The 24,923-nt window shown below is 49.6% G+C and carries 24 protein-coding genes; 19 read left to right on the top strand and 5 right to left on the bottom strand.

Annotation, left to right across the window (positions count from 1 at the left end; genetic code table 11):
* Positions 1 to 113: 113 nt before the first annotated feature.
* A complete protein-coding gene (gene pepF, locus A372_RS0126680) occupies positions 114 to 1,913 on the top strand; it encodes an oligoendopeptidase F (protein ID WP_019423988.1) in 1,800 nt (599 codons plus the stop codon).
* Positions 1,914 to 1,997: 84 nt separating this feature from the next.
* On the opposite strand, the gene A372_RS0126685 is transcribed toward pepF, so the two are convergent.
* Complete coding sequence (locus tag A372_RS0126685; protein WP_019423989.1) at positions 1,998 to 2,747, bottom strand: endonuclease/exonuclease/phosphatase family protein; 750 nt, start codon at positions 2,745 to 2,747, stop codon at positions 1,998 to 2,000.
* A 195-nt stretch (positions 2,748 to 2,942) separates the two neighbouring features.
* Here A372_RS0126685 and A372_RS0126690 point away from each other — a divergent pair, with 195 nt between their 5' ends.
* The 7 genes from A372_RS0126690 (at position 2,943) to A372_RS0126720 (ending at position 8,500) form a co-directional block, all read left to right on the top strand.
* Positions 2,943 to 3,533, top strand: coding sequence for a TetR/AcrR family transcriptional regulator (locus A372_RS0126690; RefSeq protein ID WP_019423990.1), 591 nt, complete (start codon positions 2,943 to 2,945; stop codon positions 3,531 to 3,533).
* Between the two features lie 37 nt (positions 3,534 to 3,570).
* The gene (locus A372_RS34800) at positions 3,571 to 4,020 is read left to right on the top strand and encodes a DMT family transporter (protein WP_019423991.1); all 450 of its coding nucleotides are present in this window, start codon (positions 3,571 to 3,573) and stop codon (positions 4,018 to 4,020) included.
* Positions 4,021 to 4,023: 3 nt separating this feature from the next.
* The gene (locus tag A372_RS0126700; protein WP_019423992.1) at positions 4,024 to 4,416 is read left to right on the top strand and encodes a YvaD family protein; all 393 of its coding nucleotides are present in this window, start codon (positions 4,024 to 4,026) and stop codon (positions 4,414 to 4,416) included.
* Between the two features lie 129 nt (positions 4,417 to 4,545).
* On the top strand, positions 4,546 to 4,725 hold the full coding sequence (locus tag A372_RS0126705; RefSeq protein ID WP_019423993.1) for a small acid-soluble spore protein H: 180 nt from the start codon (positions 4,546 to 4,548) through the stop codon (positions 4,723 to 4,725).
* 152 nt (positions 4,726 to 4,877) lie between these two features.
* A complete protein-coding gene (locus tag A372_RS0126710; RefSeq protein ID WP_019423994.1) occupies positions 4,878 to 5,465 on the top strand; it encodes a YitT family protein in 588 nt (195 codons plus the stop codon).
* A gap of 123 nt (positions 5,466 to 5,588) precedes the next feature.
* The gene (locus A372_RS0126715) at positions 5,589 to 7,805 is read left to right on the top strand and encodes a heavy metal translocating P-type ATPase (protein WP_019423995.1); all 2,217 of its coding nucleotides are present in this window, start codon (positions 5,589 to 5,591) and stop codon (positions 7,803 to 7,805) included.
* 17 nt (positions 7,806 to 7,822) lie between these two features.
* Positions 7,823 to 8,500 (top strand): sulfite exporter TauE/SafE family protein, encoded by a 678-nt coding sequence (locus A372_RS0126720; RefSeq protein ID WP_019423996.1) that lies wholly within the window; start codon positions 7,823 to 7,825, stop codon positions 8,498 to 8,500.
* Positions 8,501 to 8,524: 24 nt separating this feature from the next.
* On the opposite strand, the gene A372_RS0126725 is transcribed toward A372_RS0126720, so the two are convergent.
* Complete coding sequence (locus A372_RS0126725) at positions 8,525 to 8,947, bottom strand: FixH family protein (protein ID WP_019423997.1); 423 nt, start codon at positions 8,945 to 8,947, stop codon at positions 8,525 to 8,527.
* Positions 8,948 to 9,143: 196 nt separating this feature from the next.
* Between A372_RS0126725 and A372_RS0126730 the strand changes: the two genes are divergently transcribed.
* From A372_RS0126730 to gpmA, 3 genes are all read left to right on the top strand, one after another.
* Positions 9,144 to 9,725: an SCO family protein gene (locus A372_RS0126730; RefSeq protein ID WP_019423998.1), complete on the top strand. Its 582-nt coding sequence runs from the start codon at positions 9,144 to 9,146 to the stop codon at positions 9,723 to 9,725.
* Entirely contained in the window at positions 9,726 to 9,860 is a 135-nt protein-coding gene (locus A372_RS39160) for a hypothetical protein (protein WP_019423999.1), read from the top strand.
* A gap of 65 nt (positions 9,861 to 9,925) precedes the next feature.
* Positions 9,926 to 10,657 carry a 2,3-diphosphoglycerate-dependent phosphoglycerate mutase gene (gene gpmA, locus A372_RS0126740; RefSeq protein WP_019424000.1) on the top strand — a complete coding sequence of 244 codons (732 nt, stop codon included), beginning with the start codon at positions 9,926 to 9,928 and terminating at the stop codon, positions 10,655 to 10,657.
* Between the two features lie 63 nt (positions 10,658 to 10,720).
* On the opposite strand, the gene A372_RS0126745 is transcribed toward gpmA, so the two are convergent.
* Positions 10,721 to 11,017, bottom strand: coding sequence for a DUF5316 domain-containing protein (locus A372_RS0126745; RefSeq protein ID WP_019424001.1), 297 nt, complete (start codon positions 11,015 to 11,017; stop codon positions 10,721 to 10,723).
* A gap of 157 nt (positions 11,018 to 11,174) precedes the next feature.
* On the opposite strand from A372_RS0126745, the gene A372_RS0126750 reads away from it, so the two are divergent.
* The 4 genes from A372_RS0126750 to A372_RS0126765 all read left to right on the top strand — a co-directional run bounded on the left by A372_RS0126750 (position 11,175) and on the right by A372_RS0126765 (position 16,900).
* Positions 11,175 to 12,092 (top strand): NAD(P)/FAD-dependent oxidoreductase, encoded by a 918-nt coding sequence (locus tag A372_RS0126750; RefSeq protein WP_019424002.1) that lies wholly within the window; start codon positions 11,175 to 11,177, stop codon positions 12,090 to 12,092.
* Positions 12,093 to 12,235: 143 nt separating this feature from the next.
* Complete coding sequence (locus A372_RS0126755; protein ID WP_019424003.1) at positions 12,236 to 13,315, top strand: lactonase family protein; 1,080 nt, start codon at positions 12,236 to 12,238, stop codon at positions 13,313 to 13,315.
* A gap of 274 nt (positions 13,316 to 13,589) precedes the next feature.
* Entirely contained in the window at positions 13,590 to 15,335 is a 1,746-nt protein-coding gene (locus A372_RS0126760) for a Rieske (2Fe-2S) protein (RefSeq protein ID WP_019424004.1), read from the top strand.
* A 155-nt stretch (positions 15,336 to 15,490) separates the two neighbouring features.
* The gene (locus tag A372_RS0126765; RefSeq protein ID WP_019424005.1) at positions 15,491 to 16,900 is read left to right on the top strand and encodes a HEAT repeat domain-containing protein; all 1,410 of its coding nucleotides are present in this window, start codon (positions 15,491 to 15,493) and stop codon (positions 16,898 to 16,900) included.
* A gap of 206 nt (positions 16,901 to 17,106) precedes the next feature.
* Here A372_RS0126765 and A372_RS0126770 read toward each other — a convergent pair whose 3' ends face one another.
* Positions 17,107 to 18,021, bottom strand: a complete 915-nt coding sequence (locus A372_RS0126770) for a DMT family transporter (RefSeq protein ID WP_019424006.1) — start codon at positions 18,019 to 18,021, stop codon at positions 17,107 to 17,109.
* 193 nt (positions 18,022 to 18,214) lie between these two features.
* The gene (gene pdaA, locus A372_RS0126775) at positions 18,215 to 18,991 is read right to left on the bottom strand and encodes a delta-lactam-biosynthetic de-N-acetylase (protein WP_019424007.1); all 777 of its coding nucleotides are present in this window, start codon (positions 18,989 to 18,991) and stop codon (positions 18,215 to 18,217) included.
* Between the two features lie 279 nt (positions 18,992 to 19,270).
* On the opposite strand from pdaA, the gene A372_RS34805 reads away from it, so the two are divergent.
* The 4 genes from A372_RS34805 (at position 19,271) to A372_RS0126795 (ending at position 24,754) form a co-directional block, all read left to right on the top strand.
* Complete coding sequence (locus A372_RS34805; protein ID WP_019424008.1) at positions 19,271 to 21,658, top strand: peptidoglycan-binding domain-containing protein; 2,388 nt, start codon at positions 19,271 to 19,273, stop codon at positions 21,656 to 21,658.
* 191 nt (positions 21,659 to 21,849) lie between these two features.
* Complete coding sequence (locus tag A372_RS0126785) at positions 21,850 to 22,884, top strand: glycoside hydrolase family 18 protein (protein WP_019424009.1); 1,035 nt, start codon at positions 21,850 to 21,852, stop codon at positions 22,882 to 22,884.
* 147 nt (positions 22,885 to 23,031) lie between these two features.
* Positions 23,032 to 23,607, top strand: a complete 576-nt coding sequence (locus A372_RS0126790) for a TetR/AcrR family transcriptional regulator (RefSeq protein WP_019424010.1) — start codon at positions 23,032 to 23,034, stop codon at positions 23,605 to 23,607.
* Positions 23,608 to 23,626: 19 nt separating this feature from the next.
* Entirely contained in the window at positions 23,627 to 24,754 is a 1,128-nt protein-coding gene (locus tag A372_RS0126795; RefSeq protein WP_019424011.1) for a cytochrome P450, read from the top strand.
* Positions 24,755 to 24,923: the final 169 nt, after the last annotated feature.

Here is a 24,923-nt window from a genome sequence, read left to right on the forward strand (position 1 = left end):
GAAAGATTGGCGATCAGGAGAAGTCTTTTTACTAGATTGTTAGTATATGGTACTATTTTATAATAGAACATAATTCGAACTGTTCATTCCAATGGTGAGAGGGGTAAATAAAGATGGAAAAGAGACTGACACGCGCCGAAGTCCCGCAGGAGGCAACGTGGAAGCTGGAAGATTTGTTTACGACCGTACAGGCGTGGGAAGCTGAGCTGCAATCCATTCATGCAGATGTAGGTACGGTGACGCAATATAAGGGTCAATTACATGAGAGCGCCGCAACCTTGTTGTCTTGCCTCAATGCGCAGGAAGCACTTCAAGAACGGATTGGCAAGGTATCCGCATACGCGCGGTTGTGTCTATCCGAAGACAGCACGAACTCGGATCACCAAGCCAATTCGGGCCGGGCCGGGAACATTATGTCTGAGGTGTCCTCCGCGCTATCGTTTGTCAAATCGGAGATTTTGGCGCTGCCGAATGGTACACTTCAGCGCTACTTCGAGGAAGAGCCTGAGCTGCAAGTATATCGGAGAAGTCTGCTGTTGCTGCTGGAGACGAAGCCGCATCAGCTATCCGCGGAGACGGAAGCGGTTCTGGCGTCGCTGGGGGAGGTCCTTGGTGCACCTTATCGAATCTACCTGCGGAGCAAGCTGTCGGATATGACATTTGAACAGGTGCAAGACAAGAACGGGAACACATTGCCTGTATCCTTTGCTCTATATGAGAACAAGTATGAGCAGTCTCCGGATATTGTGCTGCGGCGGGCAGCGTCTCAATCGTTCTCAAAAACGTTATCAACCTATCAGAATACGTTTGCCGAGACGTATGCGACGGAAGTAAAGAAACAAATCGTGCTGTCCCGTCAGCGGAACTACGAATCTGTTACCCATATGCTGCTTCAGCCGCAAGAAGTAACGATAGACATGTATAATAATATTCTCGATGTCATCCAAGCAGAGCTGGCTCCCCATATGCGCCGATTAGCCAGGCTGAAGAAGCGTGTCCTCGGCTTGGACAAGATGTTGTATTGTGATTTGAAGGCGCCGTTGGATCCGGAGTTCAATCCAGAGATCACCTATGAAGAAGCAAGCCGCTTAGTTCAGGACGCGCTGCAAATTATGGGCCCTGAGTACGGAGAGATTGTGAAGACCGCATTCTCCGAGAGATGGGTCGACTACGCGGATAATGTCGGCAAATCGACAGGCGCATTCTGTTCGTCTATTTACGGAGCGCACTCATACATTCTCGTGTCTTGGGCGAACAATATGAGAGGCATGTTTACGCTTGCTCATGAAGTTGGTCATGCTGGGCATTTTATGCTGGCAGGACGATATCAAAGACTGGTCAACACGCGCCCGTCCCTGTACTTCATCGAAGCGCCATCAACGATGAATGAGATGCTGCTGGCTCAGCATATGATGAGCCAATCGACAGACAACCGCATGCGTCGGTGGGTCATTATGCAGCTCTTGAATACGTATTACCACAACTTCGTCACCCACCTTCTCGAAGGTGAAATGCAAAGACGCGTCTATCATTCGGCGATGGCCAATGAGCCTATTACTGCAAAGACATTGTCAGAGAAAAAGGGCGAGGTGTTGTCATCCTTCTGGGGCAATGAAGTGGAGCTGGATGAAGGCGCAAGACTGACTTGGATGCGCCAGCCGCACTACTACATGCAGCTCTATCCATACACATATGCCGCCGGTCTGACAGCATCTACGGCAGCGGCCCGATTGATTCAGGAGGAAGGCCAGCCTGCTGTAGATCGCTGGCTGCAAGCGCTCAAAGCCGGAGGAACGCTCAGTCCGTTGGAGCTGATGAAGCTGGCTGGTGTTGATATGTCCGAGCGCCAACCGATCCAACAGGCTGTCGCTTATGTAGGCTCTCTGGTGGATGAATTGGAAAGCTTGTTCTAGGCAGCTCAATTGAATTGAATCGAGGTCTATTGATCGAAGCCGGCATCTCTGTGCAGAGTGCCGGCTTCGTCGATCTAGTCAGGTTCAATGCTGCCCTGAAATCGGATTGTTAGCCAGAGTGAGCGACACCTTCAATGGCAGATGATCTGAAGCAGAAGGCAGGAGACGAAGCGCTTCAACCGAATCGATCTGGAAGTGTGAGCTGGCGAAGATGTAATCTAACTGAAACAAAGGACGATACGAGGGAAAAGTGTGTACGGGAGATGAGTGAGCAGCATGACACACGTCGCGCACACAGTCATTCATTTTCAGCCAGGTTGCTGTCCCCGGTCTTAAATTAAAATCACCCATCACAAGGTGTGGCATTGATTCATTGATAAGCTTTTTGCGAATCCTATTCGCTTGTATTGCTTTCAACACCGGATTAATGCTTAAGTGGGTCACGAACAATTTAAACGGTTGCCCGTGTGCCAGCAGACATGCTTCCAGCATGGCGCGTCCTTCGATCTTAATTGGAAGCACATTCAAGGGGTGATTGGAGTGGCTGATGATTGGGAAACGGGAGAGAAGGCCGTTTCCGTACTGTCTTGGTGTTCTTTTCAATGAAGGCAGAGTCACCGTCGCTCCAAAAGCCGCATGCATGTTCAAGCGTTCAGCTAACCATTTCAGTTGATCGACGAAAGCGCTCCTTCTTAAAAAGCTCCGATCCAGTTCATTTAATCCGATGACATCTGCACCGCTTGCTTCAATGATATGTGCGATCCGGCCCAGGTCCAACTTGCCGTCTGTCCCTCTGCCATGATGTATATTGAACGTCAATATGTTGAGTTGCATAAGATACCTGCCTTATTCTAGAAGCTGCTTGAACTAGTATGACCAGTTATTGAATCTGGGTGAATATGTTATATCATTTTCGGATATAAGATAGCAAGCGGCGCTTGACAGGGATTTACGGGATAAAATATACTGATGTGATGGTACTAAAAAAAATATATTAGTACCCGTGTTACAGCGAGGAGGGAGACACACATGAAAGACCGTCTCATGCAAGTCGCCTTGGAATTGATGACATCGCATGGTCTCAAGTTCACGATGAGTGATCTTGCGAGTGAGTTAGGCACGAGTAAACGGACTATCTATGAGCACTTCGCGTCTAAAGAGGAGCTGATCGGGGCGATCGTCGACGAATCCATCGCAGAGGTCATTCAAATCGAAAAAGGAATATATGAGGACGACAGCTTAAGCTGTGTCGAGAAATTGAAGCAAGTGCTTTCCATTGTTCCAAGCGGTCTGAAGCTGAGCGACAGACGGCTGCTGGCGGAGATGAAGCGTTTTTCCCCGAATGAATGGAGTAAAATCAATAATTATTTGCAAGAAGAGTACGGATGGGGAACGGTGAAAAACATTCTCGAAGAAGGGATAGCAGCCGGTGATATCCGTCCCGTGCATGTCCCGAGCGTGCTGCAAATGATGATAGGTGCGTCAGCAGCAATATTCGATCCGGACTTCTTATTGCGCTCGTCCTGCACATTGCGGCAGGCTGTCGAAACGATGGCGGAGATGCTGACCTTCGGTTTGTCTGCAGCTCAAGAGAATGTGAATGATGCAAGGGAAGGATAAAGAGCGAGTAACAACCTCATAAAAGGAAGTGACAACGATGCATTGGCTCTTTTTGCTTGGCGCTATCGTACTGGAAATTGCCGGCACGGTATCGATGAAGCTGTCGCAAGGCTTTACGCGGCTGCTGCCGTCGGCACTTATGATCGTTTTTTATTTATTGGCCTTCACTAGCTTGAATTTCTCGCTCAAGCAAATTAACGTCAGTGTCGCCTATGCCATCTGGTCTGGCGTTGGAACGGCGGCCATCGCCGTTATCGGCTACATGTATTTTCAAGAGGAGCTGACTTTTCTGAAGATTGCATCCATCATCTTAATCATTCTCGGTGTAATCGGCCTGAACATTGGCGGAGGAGCGCATGCCAGTGAAGTGAATGATGTTCGAGCCGTTCAGAGCTCGGAAAAGGAGGAACGGTCGATCCCGATTGCTGCGGACTCAACCGCTTCCACTCTAACTAGCAACGTCAAAATCGTCGAGAGGAGGGAATAAGCGATGCGATGGATGAGAGTGTTTTTCTGGATAACAGATGTCGGATTCATCTTGTATTGGGCGGTGACGGCGTTAGAGCTGATTCCGCCTCAATATCTATACAGCGATTACAGCAACCCCATATTGGTCGCATGGAACTGGTCTTTCATGCCCCTAGATTTGTTGATCTCATTTACCGGTCTATACAGTATGTTGCTGCAGAAGCGCGAACGGGAAGCTTGGCGCATGTGGGCGCTCATTTCGCTCGTACTTACGTTCTGCTCAGGACTGCAGGCGATCTCCTACTGGGCGATTCGCCTCGAATTCGATCTGGCTTGGTGGATACCGAATGTGTATCTGCTTCTCTATCCGCTCTGTTTCATTCCGCTATTGCTGCGTCGACAGGCGGTCCGCTAGGTCTGGTGCAAGTCTGGCCGATCGCTGCGCGAAGAAGACGGGAATAAGGCCATCACGGCTGGAGATAGGAATAAATGGACCTCCTTGCGACAACATTACTAACGTATAGCCAATAGGGAGGTATCGAGTATGAATAAGCAGCGAGCTATGGAGATTGCGGCTTCACCGGACGTGGTGGAGGTCACCTATGAGGGAACGCCGATTTATATTCAACACGTGAACGAACAGAATGAGACGGCCCGCATCTTTCCGCTTGACCAACCGGAGCAAGAACGGGAGGTCCCTTTAAGCAGCTTAGTGGAACGATGATGACCGTTCGACCACATTAAAACAGAACAGGCGATGGGAGACAGATTCCCATCGCCTGTTGTTGTGTATGGGACAGCCAGTCCATAGGATTGCGGCAATTTTTATCCGCGCGCGCATATATATAAGACATGCCTATAGCGGAGTTGATCAAGGTGCGGTATGTCCACAAAGCAATTGCAATATTACTTGGGAGTTTGTTAATCGCTGCAGGAATTCAATTTTTTCTTGTCCCCTTCAAAGTGCTCGACGGAGGAATCGTTGGCATCTCGCTCATACTGAATTATTTGTTTGGAACGAAGGTGGGGCTGGTCATTATCGGATGCAGCATTCCGATCTTCGCTGTGGCATGGGTATACCGACGCGAATTGTTTTACAACAGTCTGCACGGAATGTTCATATCATCCTTCATTATCGATTTGTTCGAACCGCTGCAATATCATTTTCTCTATTATGTGAACTTATCTCCACCGATGAGCTCCACGATCGGAGGTCTCATCATTGGAACGGGTATAGGCATCATGCTGCGATTCGAAACAAGCACGGGAGGAACTGATCTGTTGGCGAAGCACATCTCCAATGTGCTTAATATCAATGCGGGCTTCATTATTTTCATTATGGATGCGATCGTGATCGGTATTGGCGGCTTGCTTATTTCGACGGAGACACTGCTGCTCTCTCTCATTGCGATTTCCAGCGGCGGCATCATGACAAGCCTGTGCGTATCGAAGGGCAAGACATAGCCCTATCGGGCTATCCTAAAATCTCAACCTCTTCATATACTGTCTGAAAGGCTTGTCTATAAGCGTAGTTCAAAAAGGTCACTAATGGGACGTTTTGAACAACTGTGTAAGGGGAGATGAAAGATGAGCAACCGTCAGCCTACTATGGAGCGGCAGTCTTTGTCGATCTCAGGCATGACATGCGCCGCATGTGCGGCACGAATCGAGAAAGTCGTCAGCAAAATGGAAGGAGTCCATGAAATCAACGTCAACTTTGCTCTAGGAAAAGGGGATGTGACGTTCAATCATACGACAACTCCGGTAGAGCAGATTACAGACAACATCAAGCGTCTCGGATTCGACGCCCGCGTCGAAACGAATCTGTTCGCCAAGTCAGCCTTGACCAGTGCGGAGTGCAATCGGCTGCGTAACCGATTCCTCCTGTCCGCATGCTTTACCATTCCACTTCTATGGACGATGGTGAACCATTTTCACTTTACTTCCGGCATTTGGATTCCCGTGCTGTTCCTGAATCCTTGGTTTCAATTTGCAATGGCGACGTTCGTGCAGTTTGTCATTGGCGGACCTTTCTATACGAGTGCCTACCGTGCGCTTCGGCATAAGAGCGCCAATATGGACGTTCTTGTTGTCCTCGGCACATCGGCGGCTTATTTATACAGTCATTATGTTGTATTTCATCCCAATGCAACTGCGATTGGACAGCATCCGCCGTTATATTTCGAGACGAGCGCCATGATTATCACCATCGTCCTGCTTGGTAAATGGCTGGAAGCGATGGCGAAAAAACGGACGCTGCATGCGCTGGAGCAGCTTCATGCACTGCAGGCTGAGGAAGCCGACGTGCTGCGGGGGCGCACTGTTGTACGTGTTCCGCTGACGGAAGTTCTTCCCGGCGATACAATTGTCATTAAGCCCGGAGCAAAAATTCCCGCAGATGGAACCGTCATCACCGGATGGTCAGCGATTGATGAATCCTTACTAACCGGAGAATCACAGCCGGTGGATAAGCATAGCGGGGATACCGTTATCGGCGGAACGGTCAACCTGAACGGGACTTTGCATGTGAAAGCTGAGAAAATAGGCAGTCATTCGGCCTTGTCCCATATGATCCAATTGGTCGTGCAGGCTCAGCATACGAAACCATCGATTCAGCGTCATGCAGATGATATTGCGGAATTATTCGTTCCGATCGTAATGAGCTTTGCAGCGATTACTTTTGCGGCGTGGGAGTTCGTGTTCGCTCCGGGCGATTTCGGAGAAGCGTTGGAACATGCCATCTCTGTGCTTGTCATCGCCTGTCCTTGCGCAATCGGATTGGCGACGCCCACATCTGTGCTGGTCGGTTCGGGTAAGGCCGCCAAAAAAGGCATTCTGTTCAAGGATGGAAAGCATCTCGAAATGCTCCAGCAAATCGATACCATACTGCTGGACAAGACGGGAACGATTACGGAAGGGAAGCCAAAATTAACGGACTATATCGCAGTCGGCAGCATCGACGAGATGTCTCTACTCCGATACGCGGCCGCCGCAGAAGTTCATTCAGAGCATCCGCTGTCCCGTGCAGTCGTGGCCGAAGCGGAGGCCAAGTGTCTCGCGGTTCCGCCTGCTTCCGGCTTTCAGGCATTTCCCGGCTACGGCATTCGCGCATCGGTCGAGGGGAAGGACGTGCTCATCGGCACAGCCCAGTGGCTGCGCAAAGACGGCGTGAAGGTCCACGATATGGCAGAGGCCGTCAAGTTCGAGTCGCAAGGGAAGACGGTGTTGTATGTGGCCATTCAGGGGAGGCTGGCCGGCTTATTGGCGGCTCGTGACAGCATCAAGGCCACGTCAGTCCAAGCGATTGACACATTGCGCAAGTGGGGTGTCGACGTTGTCATGGTCACAGGTGATCAGGAACGAACGGCCTTGACGATTGCGCAGGAAGTGGGGATCCGCAGCGTGCATGCCGGTTCCTTGCCGGATGATAAAGTCAAAGTACTGCAGAAGCTGCAGCAGGCAGGCAGGAAGGTCGCGATGGTCGGTGATGGTGTTAACGATGCTCCCGCATTAGCTGCGGCAGATATCGGCGTCGCGATCGGGACCGGCGCTGACATAGCCGTTGAGGCGGCGGATGTCAATCTGGTGCGTGGTCATCTTACCGGGTTGACGGATGCTATCCGCATCAGCCAGAAGACGATGGCGAACATCAAGCAAAATTTGTCGTTTGCCCTCATCTACAACGTGCTCGCCATTCCGCTTGCGGTCATTGGTTGGCTGGAGCCGTGGATGGCCGGGACTGCCATGGCGTTAAGCTCCATATCCGTAGTAAGCAACGCGCTGCGGCTTCAGCATTCGAAATGAGCGACAGGAGGCGAATGATGAATCAGACCTTGCTGCTTACCGCGTTGTCGGGCCTGATGAGCGCGCCGCATTGTGTGCTCATGTGCGGAGGGACGATGGCGAGCTTCACCTTAAATGCGAACCAAGGACCGCTTGCCGTAGCAGCCGCTTACAACTTGGGGCGCGTGTGTACGTATACGCTTATTGGCGCCTTCATGGGCCTGATCGGATCGTTCGTCGATGGAGCAGGGGTGTTGATCGGTCTCCAAGGGATATCCGGAATTATGGGCGGACTCCTTATCATGCTATGGGTGTTCGGCAAAATTACATTGCCTGTCCAGCGCTTCAGCCCGCTGCGGCTGGCCGTTGTCCAGCGTTGGCTCACCAGGCTGCGGGGAAGCAAGGAGCGCTGGACCATCTTGCTCAGCGGGGTGCTGTTCGGGTTCATGCCATGCGGCTTAACCTATGCCATGCAAATGAACGCCGCCGCAAGCGGGAACTCGTGGAGCGGTGCGGCAATCATGGCCGTGTTCGGCTTAAGCACGTTCCCGACGCTATTAGTCGTTGCCTTGTTCGCCAACCACATTCATAAATGGCTGCGCAGTTATATGACGACAGCCGGTAAAGTGTTGGCGGTCATCATCGGCCTGCTGTCGATATTGCGGGGCATGGCTGCGAACGGCTGGATTCCCCATCTGTACCCATGGCTGTGGTAGGCCACAGGTGCAGATAGCCGCTTTTCATTGCACGGCCTCAAATGGATGGACGGCCTCGACCAAGCTTCCGCCGCTATGCACAACGACTAGCATTTCCCACATTCCCGCCATGAGGGGCACGGCCTCTCCCGTGTAAATACCCGGTTCCGCTTCGCTTATCTTGACCTCAATCCGCCCGCACATCATGTGCGGCATCGATAGGGCGGCGCTCATTTCAGCTCCGCTCACCGGCTGTCCGCTGCCGTCACTGAGGCGAATCGACAGCGTGGCTGATGCCAGCATCTGTGGCGGAAACGGTGCGATTTCCGTCTGCAGCTCGACACCTTCCTGCTGCACAGTCATCACTGCTTCATATTGAATCGAATCCTTCCACGTATAGCCGGCGCTGATGAGGAGGAGCAGGCTAATGGCGGCGGCTGCGCCAACGATGAATGGTTTCAGCTTCATTTTCATATCTCCATAAAGGGAATTTGTTAATGTGTATCCGGCTACGGGTTGTACTATGACATATGACATCATTGCATTCAAAACTTACAAATTTGAACTGTCACAAATTTGTGCGGATGACTAGCCCGATCGAGTCATGCCGCAATTCAGCAATCCGTTACAATGAGACGTAGATTTGGGAAACGGAGGCTGAACTATGAAGAACATACATATCGGATTTGGGATTGTGCTCCTGCTGGCCGTGTTCATGTCAGGCTGTTCGGGCAAGGAAAAACCGAATGATTTCGACTGGAAGGTCAACGCGCTGTCTGCGGTGGATCAGAACGGAAATGCCTTTGCGACCGGAAATATGGCAGGGAAGGTATGGCTGGCGGATTTCATGTTTACAAGCTGTACGACGGTGTGTCCGCCAATGACTTACAATTTGACGCAAATCCAGGACATGCTGAAAGGTAAAGGGATTCAAGAGGTGGAGATCGTATCGTTCAGCGTCGATCCAAGTGTGGATACACCGGAGAAGCTGAAGCAATTCATCGGAAAATATGAGGCGGACACGAGCAGTTGGCGGCTCGTCACGGGATACGACCAGGAGACGATTGAGCAATTCAGCCGTGATTCCTTCAAGACGCTTGTGCTGAAGACGGAGGATTCGGATCAGGTGACGCACGGCACTTCCTTTTTTCTGGTCGACCAGTCGGGAACGGTATTGACGAAATACGATGGCCTGGAGCCGGATCATGACAAGATCGCAGCGGACGTGCGGGCTTTATTGGATTAATTGCGCATCAACGGCATGACGGACGTTCCGGCTAGGCTCACGTTGATTCGCACGGTCGTCGACAAGCTGTATACGAACGTGGATTGGTCCATCGAAATGGAGGAAGGCTTGGATACCGGTAAGAGGATACAATGACGCTTGCTATGTTATAATGAAATGAGTACAGACTAGATATTGCATGGACAGATAGGAGGAGACATATGCCGAAAATCGTGCTTATTCGTCATGGCCAGAGTGTGTGGAATCTAGAAAACCGGTTCACCGGATGGACGGACGTCGACTTGTCGGATCAAGGGCTGCGCGAAGCACGGGAAGCGGGAGAAATCCTGAAGAAGAACGGATTTGCGTTCGATATCGCTTATACTTCCGTGCTTAAACGGGCGATTCGTACCCTGTGGATTGTGCTGCATGAAATGAACCAAATGTGGATTCCCGTCCATAAGACCTGGATGTTGAACGAGCGTCACTACGGTGCGCTGCAAGGCTTGAACAAGGCGGAAACCGCCGCGAAATATGGTGAGGAACAGGTGCATTTATGGAGAAGGTCGGTCGAAGTAAGACCGCCTGCCTTGGATAAGAGTGATTCGAGATACGAAGCGTTCGCTCCTCAGTACCAAGAATTGCAGGAAGGGGAGTTCCCTCTCACTGAAAATTTGGAGGACACGGAACGAAGAGCGCTCAAATATTGGCACGATACGATTGTACCTTCGATTCAAGCGGGCAAGCGAGTCATCATCTCTGCGCACGGGAACACGTTACGGGCGCTCGTCAAATATTTGGATGACATTCCTGCAGACGGTATCGCCAACTTGAACATTCCTACAGGAGTACCGCTCGTATATGAATTGGATGACAATCTGAAGCCAATTAAACATTACTATATAGGGAATGAAGGACCGTTGCCGGAAGGAAACGTAGCCAAACATATCTAGTGACGTCATGTCATAATATCGGGGAGAGCCGCACGTGGCTCTCCTTTGTCGTGATTACAGGCTTTAGCGGTAAACGCTTATGTACAGAATGAGCGCCGCTATGATGCTGGGCAGACCAAGCAGCCATAGGGTCACGTTCAACCGCAACCGTCGTTGTTCATCCTCCGCGGTATCATATTCTTGATTGAACCGCTGATAGCTCGCATCGCTGAAGGTGCCGGACAGCAGTCCGGCAATTGCCCATAGACCGAGACCGATAGAGCCGCTGCCGACGAACATTTGGTGAAGATTCCCCCAAATCAAACAATATATTGCTGTAACGATGACGATAAGCAGCCCGAGATTAATCCGTTTCGCCATATTTCTCCCCTCGGTGTCTCAATTTATCCCAAAGCTCTATTATACTTAAATATGGGTAATAGTGGAATGTAAAAAGTGAGTGCAAGCATAACGAAGCCAACGCCGGGACACGATAAAATGGAAAATAGCAGGGAAACGATGGAAGGAAGAGATTCACATGTTCGATTGCATCATTATTGGCGGCGGAATTGCTGGCCTGCAGGCTGCGATTCAGCTTGGACGCTATGAGCATCGCGTGCTCGTCATCGATTCGGGAACCGGACGTTCTACATTATGCCGCCGGTACCGCAACATTCTGGGCTGGCCCGACGGTGTTGCAGGGGATGAGCTGCGTCGGCTCGGACGAATACAAGCGGATACACTCGGTGTTCACTTCGTCACTGGCAAAGCCGGATCCGCAGGCGGAAGTGAGGAAGAAGGGTTCTTCGTCATAGTCGGTGATGGCGCAGATAAGGTGAAATATCTGGCGCATTCGCTGCTGCTAGCCACTGGAATCATGGATCGGCTCCCTCCAGTTCCCGGACTGCGCGAATGTCTTGGCCTGACGCTCTACGTATGTCCGGACTGTGACGGTTATGAGGTCCGCAACCGCCGCACTGTCGTAATCGGAGCAGGCAACACCGGTGCCGAGATGGCATTGACCCTCCGCAGCCGGACGAACGAATTAATTTATATCAATCATGAGCGCACTGCAATTAAAGATGAAATGTACCGTGAACTCAATGAGAACGGAATCCCCGTCATGCATGAACAAATGAGCGAAATCACGGTTGCTGGAGATGGAGAGATGACCGGAGTAAAGCTCGTACAGGGCGGGGTTATCGAGGCGGAGCGGGGATTTGTCGCCTTTGGCGGCAATGCCGTCCATACGGATCTGGCGACGGAACTGGGGGTTGAACGGATGGAGAACAAGCACATTCCGACCGATCCGCGCAGCAAGATGACCAATGTTCCGGGAGTGTGGGCAATTGGCGATATTGGCGTGCATTCCGAACAGGCCACGATCGCAATGGGGGAAGGAGCGCAAGCGGCGATATGGATCCATAAGTCGCTCGTACGCCGTCGGGGAAGCTGAGAGAGCTTTTTCATTCGCCCCTTTCATTTTTTCAACATTTAATAGAGGAGCAGCAAATGCGGATTGCTTTTGGGGACGAGATAAGTGTACATTAAGAGAATATACGTCTTCAGCAATGATTGCTTTCAAGGAGGAATAAATACATGACTGAACGCATGCTTGTATTTGTCGGTTCGTATGCGGAAGCATCCGATCCAGGGGTATACGTCTATGAATTTAAAGAAGAAACAGGAGAGCTCACGCTGCAGGATCAAGTGTCGGGATTGAAGAATCCGACATTTCTAAATGTGAATGTGCCAGATGCAAAGCTGTATTCCATTGCAGAAGGTCAGTCGGAAGCAGGCGTGAAGACGGGTGAAGCGGTATGCTTCTCCATCGACCCTGCTCAAGCGAAGCTGCAGGAGTTGAACCGTGCGCTCGCTGTCGATGCTCCGACTTGTCATATTCAACGCGATGCGGACAACCGTTACCTATTAGTAGCTAGCTATCACGGCGGCAGAGTAGGACTCGTTGCGCTTCAAGCAGACGGTCTGATCGGCGAGCAGCTAGACGTCAAGCAGCATGAAGGCCATGGACCACATCCGGAACGGCAAGATCAGCCGCATCCGCATTCGGTGTTCTTCAGCCCGGATAACCGGTATTTGTTCGTATCGGATCTCGGCATTGATTGTATTCGCGCATATACAATTGATAAGGAACGCAAGGTGCTGCAATGGCACGGGGATACGGAAGTCCAGCCGGGCGCGGGTCCGCGTCATTTGACCTTCCATCCGAACGGGGAACTCGTCTATGTTATTAATGAAGTGAATTCTACCATTACGTCCTTCCGTTACGATGCAGAAGCGGGCCGTTTACATACGATTGAAACCGTTCCGACACTGCCGACTGATTTTATAGGAGATAATTCTTGCGCGGAAATTACGGTATCTGAGAACGGAAAATATTTATACGGTTCGAATCGGGGTCACGACAGCATCGTCGTATACACCATCGATTCCAAGACCGGACGATTGACGCTTGTGGAGCACGTGTCCACGGAAGGCAAGCATCCGCGTCACTTTGCTTTGACGCCGGGAGGACGATTCCTGATCGCCGCCAATCGCGATACGAACAATATTGCGATATTCCGGGTTGATGAAGCGACAGGCAAGCTGCAATATACCGGCAGTTCGGTTCAGGTTTCGAAGCCAGTGTGCGTGAAGCCAGTCATATTTGCGGTGTGATAGATATTTCATTTTAACCTTAAACTGATTTCGATTCGAGATAGCTTGTGCGGACAACCAATATGTTGTCCGCTTTTTATTTTGGACTGAACTATACTATGTGACATAGCAATGACACATACAATCGATTACATGGAGGAACGATTGGTATCAGAAGCGGGTAGAAAATAACAAATGGTTTCACTTTTGAAACAAAAACGTATATTATTATATTGTAGGAAATATCTTATTATAATCATTATATTATAGGAATGATGCTAGAGGAGGGACTGTATTGACGAACTGGGTTCACGCAGGTGCACTAGAAGATCTGAAGCAGGAAGGCGCAAAGGTTATTAAGGGCGGCATCGCCGTATTCTATCATGAGCAGAAGGTATATGCGGTGGATAACCGCTGCCCTCATATGGGATTTCCGCTCCATATGGGAAGCTTATGCGACGGCATTCTTACGTGTCATTGGCACCATGCGCGCTTTGACGTGTGCAGCGGAGGGACGCTGGATCCTTGGGCGGACGATGTGCCGACCTATCCCGTCAAGCTGGAAGCGGGAGAAATCTATGTCAATCCGAAGCCGCTGACCAAGGGCCAAACGGAAAGACACTTCCAGCGGCTGCATGAGGGGATGGAGCAGAATCTGGCGCTCGTCATCGCCAAGTCTGTCGTTGCCTTGGTTGAAGCTGGCGTGCCCGATTCACAGATCGCCCAAGTGGGATTGGAGTACGGAACAACGTACCGTTCGGGTGGATGGGGCTCTGGGTTGACCATTCTTGCAGCTATGGTCAACATCCTGCCGAAGCTAGAGCATTATAACCGAATACTGGCACTCTATCACGGTCTTAGACGCGTCGCTGCTGATTGTTCAGGTCGGTCGCCGAGGTTTCTTATGCAAGCGCTTCCGAATAGTGGCGTATCTATAGATAGGCTGACATCTTGGTATCGTCAATGTATCGAAGTTCGCGATACACAAGGGGCAGAACGCGTGCTGCTCACTGCGATCCGGAGTGGTGCCGACAAACGGCATATCCTGGACATGATGCTGATAGCGGCAACGGACCATTTTTATCTGGATGGCGGCCATACGTTCGATTTTCATAATAAAGCGTTTGAAATGCTGGAGAAGGCAGGCGATGAGCTGGCAGAACGTGTGCTTGCTTCCTTGGTCCCGCTGCTCGGCAATCCTTCGCGAAGCGAAGAACGGCACAGCTGGCAGCATCCGATTAATCTGGTTGCTCCGCTGCATCAAGCATTTGAAGCTCTGCCGAAGCTGAGGGAACGCAGCACCGAACAACATGACGAGTTGGACGAGGAGCAATTCATTCATCAACTGCTCGGTGATCAACCGCTTGCCGCGCTTGCTGCCATCACACAAGCATTGCAAGGCGGAGTGGCACCCGTTCACATAGCGCGCCTCGTGACACTCGCTGCTGCAGAGCGAATCAACCGGTTCCATACGCAAAATGATTTCGGAGACTGGATCGCAGTGTTGCATACGTTTACACATGCTCATGCCGTGCATGAAAGCTTGCTTCGCGGAGCAAACGATCTTACGATCCGTGCGGTCTATTATGCGGCCGTCAGCATATACCTTGACCGCTTCCTCAACATTCCCGCCGCATCGCCACCGACAGCTGAGAAGTATGGCAGCTATGGCTACACGACTGACTTAAGCGAGCTGCTGGATCTAATGAATCAACGCCAACAAGTTGCAGAAGCTGCTAACTGGGTCGCACATTACCTCGATCAAGGAGGCGATGTCGATTCGTTATTCAACACGTTGGGCCACTCATTGCTGCGTGAGGACGCCGAGTTCCACTCCTTCCAAATGATCGAAGCCGCCATCAAGGAATATGATCAATGGTCGAACATTACCGGCCCGCTTGCGAATCGGGCAAAAAGAACGATGATTCTGGCACTGACCCGCTATTTGGCTGCACATGCTCCGACTGCGCGCGAGCAGTCACACATCGCACGCATTGCGTGGCGATTACAGCGTGGAGAACGGCTGTTCAAAGACGAATAAGTGACCTGTCAATTCTGATCCAATACAACAAAATCCTTCAAATCTTAGTATTTTGCAAAAGAACGTTAGCATCGTCTATGTATTATTCCACACCTTTTTTTTACCATTAAGGAAAGTTTCATACGAATCACATGCTAAGGAGGTAGTGGATCAGGATGTGTGACAACCCGCTATTGCTCACGGATGAGCAAATGAGAAAATTTATTACTGAAGGGTTTCTGATGTTGCAGACCGATTTGCCGGAGCAATTCCATCAGCAGCTGACAGAGCAGTTGAACCTGGTGTATGAGCAAGAAGGCAATCCCGGAAATAACTTGCTGCCACGGATAAGGGAACTGCAGAAGGTGTTCGATCATCCTGTCATTACCGGAGCGTTGACGAGTGTGCTCGGCCCGAGTTATATGCTGCATGCCCATCGGCATGGACATTATAACGCAAGTCCGGTAGCAGGAGGCTGGCATAAGGACAGCTATTGGGGGTACGGCCGAATGCGGAACCATCACCCTTGGTGGGCGATGATTATGTATTTTCCGCAGGATACTCCAGTAGAATTGGGGCCGACTGGCATCATGCCCGGCACGCAAAACTATGAATCGCGTACGTTCGCTGCAGACGAGTTCGAAGGAGAGGAGTTAGCGAGCGGAAAAGCGGGCACGTTTGCCTTGATCCATTACGATATTTGGCACCGTTCCACTCCGAACGTACTCGGCCAGCACCGGTACATGTTGAAATTTGAATTTATGCGTACGGTAGCACCGCAAGCCCCAAGTTGGAATAATAAGGAGGATGCTTGGAGGAAGCCCGCCGTCCTCAATACTCCGATTGCGGAGCATGAGGTCATGTGGAAGGAATCATGGAACTGGCTGTCGGGACAAATCGGCAGTATCGCGAATACGGTTACTGGCAATGCAGAGACGGTATGTCGCCTTGGGGCTGAACTGGAGCAATCGGATGAACCAGCGGCACTCAATGCAGCGTATGAGCTTGCATGTCTTGGACAGCAAGGCGTAGAAGAGCTGTTGAAGGGGCTACGGCATGACAGCATCCCAGTGTCGAGGATTGCGGCATACGGATTATCAGCTGCGGGTGCAGACGCCGTACCCGGTTTGATCGCCGCCTTAAGCGACAAGCGGGAGGAGACGATCGTTCATGCTGTTTTTGCGCTCGGCGAATTGCGTCAGCTTGCGTCACAGTCCATTCCGACCATGGTTGGTCTGCTTGACCATTCATCTGTGACGATTCGACGCACCGTAGTAGATGCATTGGGAATGATCGAAACGCCAGCGGAGGACGTCGTGCAGGGATTAATTCAATGTTTGCATGATACCGATGTGCAAGTGCGGTTCATGACCGGGCTGTCCTTGGCCCGTCTGGGTTCTGCTGCCGAGACAGCCGTAGCTGAGTTGGAGAAGGCACTGGAAGATGATAACCGTTACGTCCGTGCCCATGCGTTGGAAGCGCTTCGATACATTGGAACAGACCAGGCGAAGGACGTGCTGATTCAATCGTTGTTCAACTCGCGTTGGTGTTCCACGACGACAGCAGTCAATTCGTTCTACCCTTGATTGTAAGATTCTGATGCATTGGCCCTCAATCAACCGATCGGATCTTCGATAATTTAGTCCAGATACGTTGAGCCCAGGCGGTGGATGCCTGGGCTTTGTCGCGTACTAGCTCTAATCTGCAGTGCTTCGATGCGGTCAATGAGTGGGGAGACGACGATGCGCTGCAGCAAAGCTTTGAGGATGTTGTAGCCCTAACGTCTCGATTGCTATGCGGTGCCTACATCCGCCGTGGTTGTAACACTCTGAGGAGCCTTGCGATCGTTAACAAGGAACACCCACACACCGAAGATGAGAAGCAGGCAAGCTAGCATTTGCAAAGGCGTCATCGCTTCCCCCAACAAAATCCATGCGAGTATGCTAGCGCCAACTGGTTCACCGAGTACGCCCATCGAAATGGAAGTGGCGTTCATGTATTTGAGAAGCCAGTTGAATAGCATGTGCCCCAACACGGTAGGGACGATCGCCATTAAGCTGAACAGCACCCATTCCTTTGCCCCGTATCCGGTCATTGCATAACCGGCACTGATGTTATACACGGCAAGACAAGCTCCCGCCACGAGAAATACGGTAAAGTTGTATACATAAGAAGAGACACGCTGCCGTAAGTCTTGACCGAGCAGCATATGTATGACTACAGCAATGGCGCCCAACACAGACAACAAATCTCCATAGAGCGCTTGCCCGGAAATTTTCAGATCTCCCCAACCGATAAGTATAACTCCAAAGAGAGAGATGACAATCCCGAATACAGCCCGCGACGTCGTCCGCTGTTTGAACAACCAGAAGGAACCGGCCATGACGAGAATCGGCTCCAGCGTCAGCAGAGCAGTGGAACTAGCTACCGTCGTGTGACGAAGCGATTCCATCCAGAGAAGAAAATGCAGCCCGAGAAAGAAACCGGACATCGTCATCCGGAGCCAATCCCTGCGCTGTATCGAGCGCCACTCCGCCCGATACGACCATACCCATGGCAGCAGCACCAGATTGGTCAGCAGCAAGCGGTACATTCCGATAACCGGAGCAGGGGCTTCCGACCATTTGACGAAAATGGCGGAGAACGAAATTGCGATCATGCCGATAACCAATAGGGCATATAAATGCGATGTTTTTCGTGATGACATTTTTCTGACAGACACCTCGGTATTTATAAAATGGATTCCTAGCATCAAAGCGTTAGTATACAACAATCCTGAAGAAGTTGGAATGATAGTTTTTTTGATACACAGAAGAAGAAGTCCCCGTAGTTGAGGACTCCTTCTAGGTGTGATGAAGGTCGGGCGCTCATCCATTTACCGTCGTTCATGCTGTGGATATTCACTTCGGCTGCTGCAACTGATCCAGCGCAATAAACTCATATCCTTGTTTTCTGGCACCATCAATAATACTGCCCAGAGCATTGGCGTTATCCTTCGAAATCGAATGGAGGAGCATAACGGCCCCGGAATGCAGCTGACTCATCACCTTGTCATATGCATAACGCGCGCCCTTCTGAGCGTTCACATCCCAATCTTTGTAGGCCAGAGACCAGAATACGTTCGTGTATCCCATCTCGCGAGTTACTGCCAACGTTCGCTCGCTGAAGATGCCACGGGGCGGGCGAAGGTAGATCATTTGCTGCTTACCTGTTACTTGTGCGACTTCCGCCTTCACCTTGTCCAGCTCTTCCTTCAGTTGCGCGTTAGAGATTTGCGTCATATCGGGATGACTCCATGAATGGTTGCCGATGATATGTCCCTCGGCGGCCATTCGTTTCAGAAGCTCCGGTTGACTCTTCACGTAGTGTCCGGTCACAAAAAAAGCAGCGGGCACTTTTTTGTCTTTTAACGTGTTCAGGATCTGTTCCGTTAATCCATTCTCATAGCCGTTGTCGAACGTGAGATACAGCACCTTTTTGCCGGTATCGCCTAAAAATATCGCTCCGTTTTTATCGATGATATTTTTGAATCCTTCCTGATCAATTGAAGGTAGCTGGCCGTTCTGGCTTCGTTTAAATCCGAAATGATAAGCGTGGTTCTCAAAGGCATACGCCGATATGCCAACTGTCATCGTCAACATGATGACCAGCAGGGACGAAATAACATATCGTTTCATTGGTTGTAACTCCTTATTGCAATCGTTTTTTTTATTCTACCGTTTACTATTTCTTGTTCGCGCCAATTTATACGATATGTCTCCGTGAAGCGCATTTTTTCGGTTTGAAGCCCTAAAATCACGCTTGACCATTTGTTTAAATGCTGATGCACAAAGGCATCGCCAATCATACAATGGTGAAGATACAAGACGATGGCTGATATCCGGCCGCCAACTGCAAATGTAGTGCGTCGGGATAAGGTTCATAAAAGCTGTCCTGTCGTGAAAGGGGTTATTACGATGGAGTTGTACTTGTCACTCGGGAGTGCCGGACCCGAAGTGCTGGAATCTGAACAAATGCTTAGCCGTTTAGGGTATTACGTAGATGTGAATGGACAATTCGATAGATACACCCAGCGAGCCGTGAGTAAGTTTCAAATGGACCGCAGCATACCGGCGACCGGGATTATCAACAATGTAACGTTTGAACATTTAAAATATGCAGTAGCCGAATATAATTCCCGAATCGGTCAGCCTTTGTCGTTTGTTCCAAAAGCAATTGCTCCGCCGTCTCCGGCTCCCCAGGAGCCGCCGGTTATGCATCAACCCGCACCGGAATGGAGCAGTCAGCCTGAGGCGCATCAACCTGCACCGGAATGGAGCAGTCAGCCTGAGGCGCATCAACCTGCACCGGAATGGAGCAGTCAACCGGAGGCGCATCAACCATGGCGGGAGATAAACATCCCTTCTCTCATGCAGGAAGGGTCAATCAGCGGGACCATCACCAGAGCTAACAATTATAATTTTTGCATCATTGCGGGCAAGGAGTACGTTGTGAAAGCCGCCGCTCTGCATGATTCCTTAAAAAGGCATACCAGCAACTTCAATCTGTTCATATGCTGCATGGATCCGATTGCCTTCTCTATGTTAGGGAAAATGAACCTGAGCAACGTCATTCTTATTCGAGTTGAGGTCATAGAAGATGATCGCCTTCGGTATGCCAAAAGCGATCGGAAAATGAATGAGTACTGCTGGACGCTCAAGGCCCCTCTGATCGAATTCTGCCTGACTCACTATGGAATCGATTCTGTCATTTACTGCGATGGGGATATATACTTTTTCTCTGATCCGAAGCCCATTTTTGATGAATGGGGAAGCCATTCCGTATTTATGTGCCGACAGAGGGATGTCGAATGGGTAGAACAATTGTACGGAAGGTATCAAGCCGGTTTGATCGGCTTCAGAAATGATCAATACGGTCTGGAGAGTCTGCGATGGTGGAAAGAAAAATGTCTGGAGTGGTGCTACCACAGAGCGGAAGAAGGAAAGTTCGGGGATCAAAAGTATTTAGACTACGTGCCGAACTATTTTCCGAATATAAAAATATCGGATAACCTAGGAATTAACGCGGCTCCGTGGAATTGCATTTATAATAATGATTTCAGAATTTATCGGCAAAACAACGAATTATATATCGAAAATGATAAACTTGTCGCTTATCATTTTGCCTGCATAGCCATTTATAACGAGAATGAGTTCGATCTCTGGTCGATTGGTGAAATAACGATCGGCAAAGTCATTAAAAATGAAATTTATATACCGTACCTCGATAAATTAAGAGACATCATTGCATCTGTCAAAGTGAATGATGGTTATGCGTTAAGTCAAACTCTAAATCACGAGGATCCATCCAAAGCGAAAACGTATTATAAATATTCCGGATTCAGAAGAAAAATGGATCAGTGGGACCAGTTCTTTAACTTCGCAACCATCGTCCACCAAGAAAACCTGATTAGAGGGTTGGCGCTATATCATTCATTGAAAAACAAAATAGGGAATTTTCATCATTGGATCTGCTGCATGGATGATTACAGCTATCATGCGTTGAGCAGAATGAACCTGGAAAATGCATCGTTAATCCAAATGAAGGAGGTTGAAAACGAAGAGCTGTTACGAGTAAAAAGCTCGCGAAAACTAAACGAATACAGTTGGACATTAAAAGCGCCATTATGTCTTCATATCCTTGGCCATTATAAGGAAATCGACCACATCATTTATTGTGACCCGGAAGTTTATTTCTTCTCCGATCCGAAGCCGATATTGGATGAATGGTGGAAGTATTCCATTTTCTTATGCAAGCAAAGAGGGAATTATGAGCATGAACAGGTGCAAGGGCTGTTCCAAAGCAGCCTCGTCGGATTCAAGCGAGAAGAAAACAGCATTACGATTTTGAAGTGGTGGAAGGACAAATGCTTAGAAAAGTGCAGTGAGAATTACGATGCGAATGATCAAACGTTCAGAGATCAAAGATATTTAGAATATATCCCGCTCATTTTTCAAAATATTAAATTAATCGATCATAAAGGAATTAATGCCGCCCCGTGGAACGTCATCTTGAACAACCATTATTCCGTCGGGGTGCAAGAGAATAAAGTATTTATTTACGATAACGAGCTTGTATCTTACCATTTCGGAAATATGCTTATCTACAATCAAGACGAATACGATTTGTGGCAATTGGCGCCGATCTCATTCGATTATTCGATTATCAGCAATATTTATACGCCGTATATAAATACCGTAAAAGAAGTGTGCAAATCCATTCATTTCAAAACGGGAGCAGATGTATCGCTTCTTTACGAACACGCCTCCAGTAAGCATTCTGCTAAAAATTATTTCAAATTTTGATTGGCTCATATCTAATAATACGACGAGGTAGCAGGGGACTGCTGCCTTTTTTGTTGATCCACGGGAACACATATGAAATGTGCGATTCAGGTGCTATAATATCTTTGAGAGCTGAGACTAAGATGGGTACCTTAAAAAAGAAGTTATTGTGCATGTTGATATCGATAACTCCATTGAAAAGGTGATGACAGATGAAAACAATGAACTACATATTGGCAGGCTATGCAGGGGACAGTGTTCTACCGCAAGTTACGCCAGTTGACGCGGCAAGATTGACCCATTTGAACGTGGCCTTCGGTCATGTGAAGAACGACAAAATTACGATCGGCCATTTGCAGAATCTGGCTTATTTGTCCAAGTTGAAGGAATACAATCCTGAACTGCAAATTTTATTGTCTGTTGGCGGATGGAGTGCCGGCGGTTTCTCGGAAGCGGCTTCAACGGCGGAAGGGCGCCGTCTATTTACAGAATCTGCTGTGGAAATACTGCGCGCGCATCCGTTTGACGGCATTGACCTGGATTGGGAATATCCTTGCTATTCAGAAGCGGGAATTAAGTCCAGTCCTGATGACAAGACGACTTTTACGCTGCTTCTGAAAGAGTTGAGAGAGGCGATTGACCGTCAGGGACAAGAAGACGGACGTCATTACTTGCTTACGATTGCAGCGGGTGCCGATCAATATTATTTGGATGGGACTGAAATGGATAAGGTTCAGCAATATTTGGACTTCATTCAATTGATGACATACGATATGCGCGGCGGATTCCAGACGCTTACGGGCCATCATACGAATCTATTCGCCTCTACCGGGGACCTGTTCCGAATCAGCGTAGATGCATCGGTTCGTCTCTTCGTGAACGCGGGAGTTCCGCGCGAGAAGATTGTTATCGGGGCTGCCTTCTATTCGAGAATGTGGAAGGATGTGCCGAAAGAGAATGATGGCTACCTGCAAATGACTTCGTCCTCAGGAGGCTATGGTCCTGACTATTCGGCACTAGCGGCTGAATACATCGACCGCAACGGTTACATCCGTTACTGGGATGACGAAGCGAAGGCTCCTTATCTATACGACGGCAGCACCTTTATCACCTATGATGACGAACAATCTTTGACGTGCAAATGCGAGTATATTAAAGAGCATCAAATCGCAGGCATTATGTTCTGGGAGTACAGCTGCGACCGAACGGGCAATCTGTTAAGCGCATTGTACAGAGGACTCAAATAGGATCTATTTTATCACCGGGCCGTTGGCTGCTGAAATGCAGCTGACGGCCTTTTTGCTCATTTTTTTAATTGACATAATATAACTGACATGGTAAGTTTGCTTTGAACTGACTAGTCAGTTCAAAGTGGTGGTGGAAGGAGAAACATAGTGAGCAGAGTGAAAATATTAAATGCCGCGGCAGACGTATTTTCCACACATGGATATCAGCGGGCAAGCATGGATGAAATCGCTATGCAGGCAAATGTGGCAAAAGGAACGCTGTATTATCATTTTTCGGGAAAAGCGCAACTGTTTCAAACCTTGGTAACGGAAGGCATGAGTGAACTCGTCACCAAAATCCGTTCGGATTTAAATACGGATGTGACGTTGGAGGAACAAATCAAACGCATTGTGCAACACCATCTGGACCTATATCTGGATAACGGCGCTCTGGCTCGGATTGTTTTTTATGAATTGTCCAACGGCCTGGAGGACGAGGTGCTGGAGAACATTCAACAGATACACCAAGAATATATCCGCTTTCTAACCGAAGTATTGGAAATGGGAAGAGCGGAAGGGATGCTCCGTTCCGTTAACAGCAGATTGGCCGCTGTCGGTATCATCGGTATGATTGAGCATGTGTGCGCGGAGTTTTTGACAGAAGGAGAACACCTCGCTAGGGAACAGCTTGAAGAAGTAATTATTACAATTGTTACATCAGGATTGATACGTAAGGTTGAATAGTGAAGGAGTGGTGAATGCAATGGAATGGGCAAATGAAAATAACATCCTGCCGCTGTCCCACTTTGCGCAGAAACGCGCAACGGATCCGGTTTCGTGTCAAGATGGTGTATGGAATGTATACAAATATAAGCATGTCAAAGCGATATTTGGCGATCACGAACATTTCTCTTCGCAAGCGGAAGGGGATCCGGGCCATGATGAACCGATTGAATTCAGCATTTTGCGGCGGGACCCGCCGAAGCATCGCCAGCTCCGAACCTTGGTGTCGCAAGCTTTTACTCCGCGTGCAATTGAAGCGCTTATTCGCCGTATCGAAGCGCTATCGCACGAGCTGTTCGATCGGGCGGAGGGCAAAGGCGCGATGGAGGCCATCAGCGACTTTGCCGGACCGCTCCCGATTATCGTCATCGCGGATATGTTGGGTATCCCTGTGCAAGATCGGGACCGGTTCAAAGAGTGGTCTGACGCGTTGGTAGGGAACGATTATGAGCGCTATGTCTGGTGTCAAAAGGAAATGGCCGCTTACTTTGCAGCCATCGCCGAGGAACGTCGCCGTGAGCCGCAGGATGATCTCATTAGCCGGCTTGTTCAAGCGAAAGCGGATGGCGAACCGTTACAGCCGCTGGAGTTAATCGGCTTCTGTATCCTGCTGCTCGTCGCTGGAAATGAGACAACGACGAACTTGCTGTCTTCAGCACTGCTCTGCTTTGACAGCCGTAAAGACAAGTGGCACGAAATTCGCCAAGATCGCTCATTGCTTGCCCCTGCGATTGAAGAAGTGCTGCGATACTGTTCTCCTGTACAAATGATGGTTCGACGAGTCAAGCGCGATACCGAGTTGGATGGATTAACGTTTAACAAAGGACAAATCGTCAATCTGTGGATCGGATCGGCCAATCATGATGAAGACATCTTTGAACAGCCGGAATCATTCAACATCCGCCGCAGTCCGAATCCGCATCTCGCTTTCGGTCATGGTATCCATTTTTGTCTCGGTGCCCAGCTTGCGCGATTGGAGGCGACCATTGCACTGAACGCTCTGCTTGACCGTTTTCCGGATTTCCACCGCGACCGCTCGCAAGTGTTGGAACGCATCGACAGCTGGCTTGTGTTCGGTGTCAAGCGCCAGGCTATCGAGTTGAAATAATAAATGATAAAAAATGCATAAAATGGGCAAGCGCGAATGGGAAACTGTTCGTGCTTTTTTCATGATTCAGATTATTTTGGCCGGAAATAAGTTTAAAAAGAGGAGCGCCGTCCATAATTGAAATAGAGCGCATATCAAACACAATCTTTCCTTCATCGAGGAAATGGAG

This window comes from Paenibacillus sp. OSY-SE, assembly GCF_000283315.1.
Taxonomy (GTDB): domain Bacteria; phylum Bacillota; class Bacilli; order Paenibacillales; family Paenibacillaceae; genus Paenibacillus_B; species Paenibacillus_B profundus.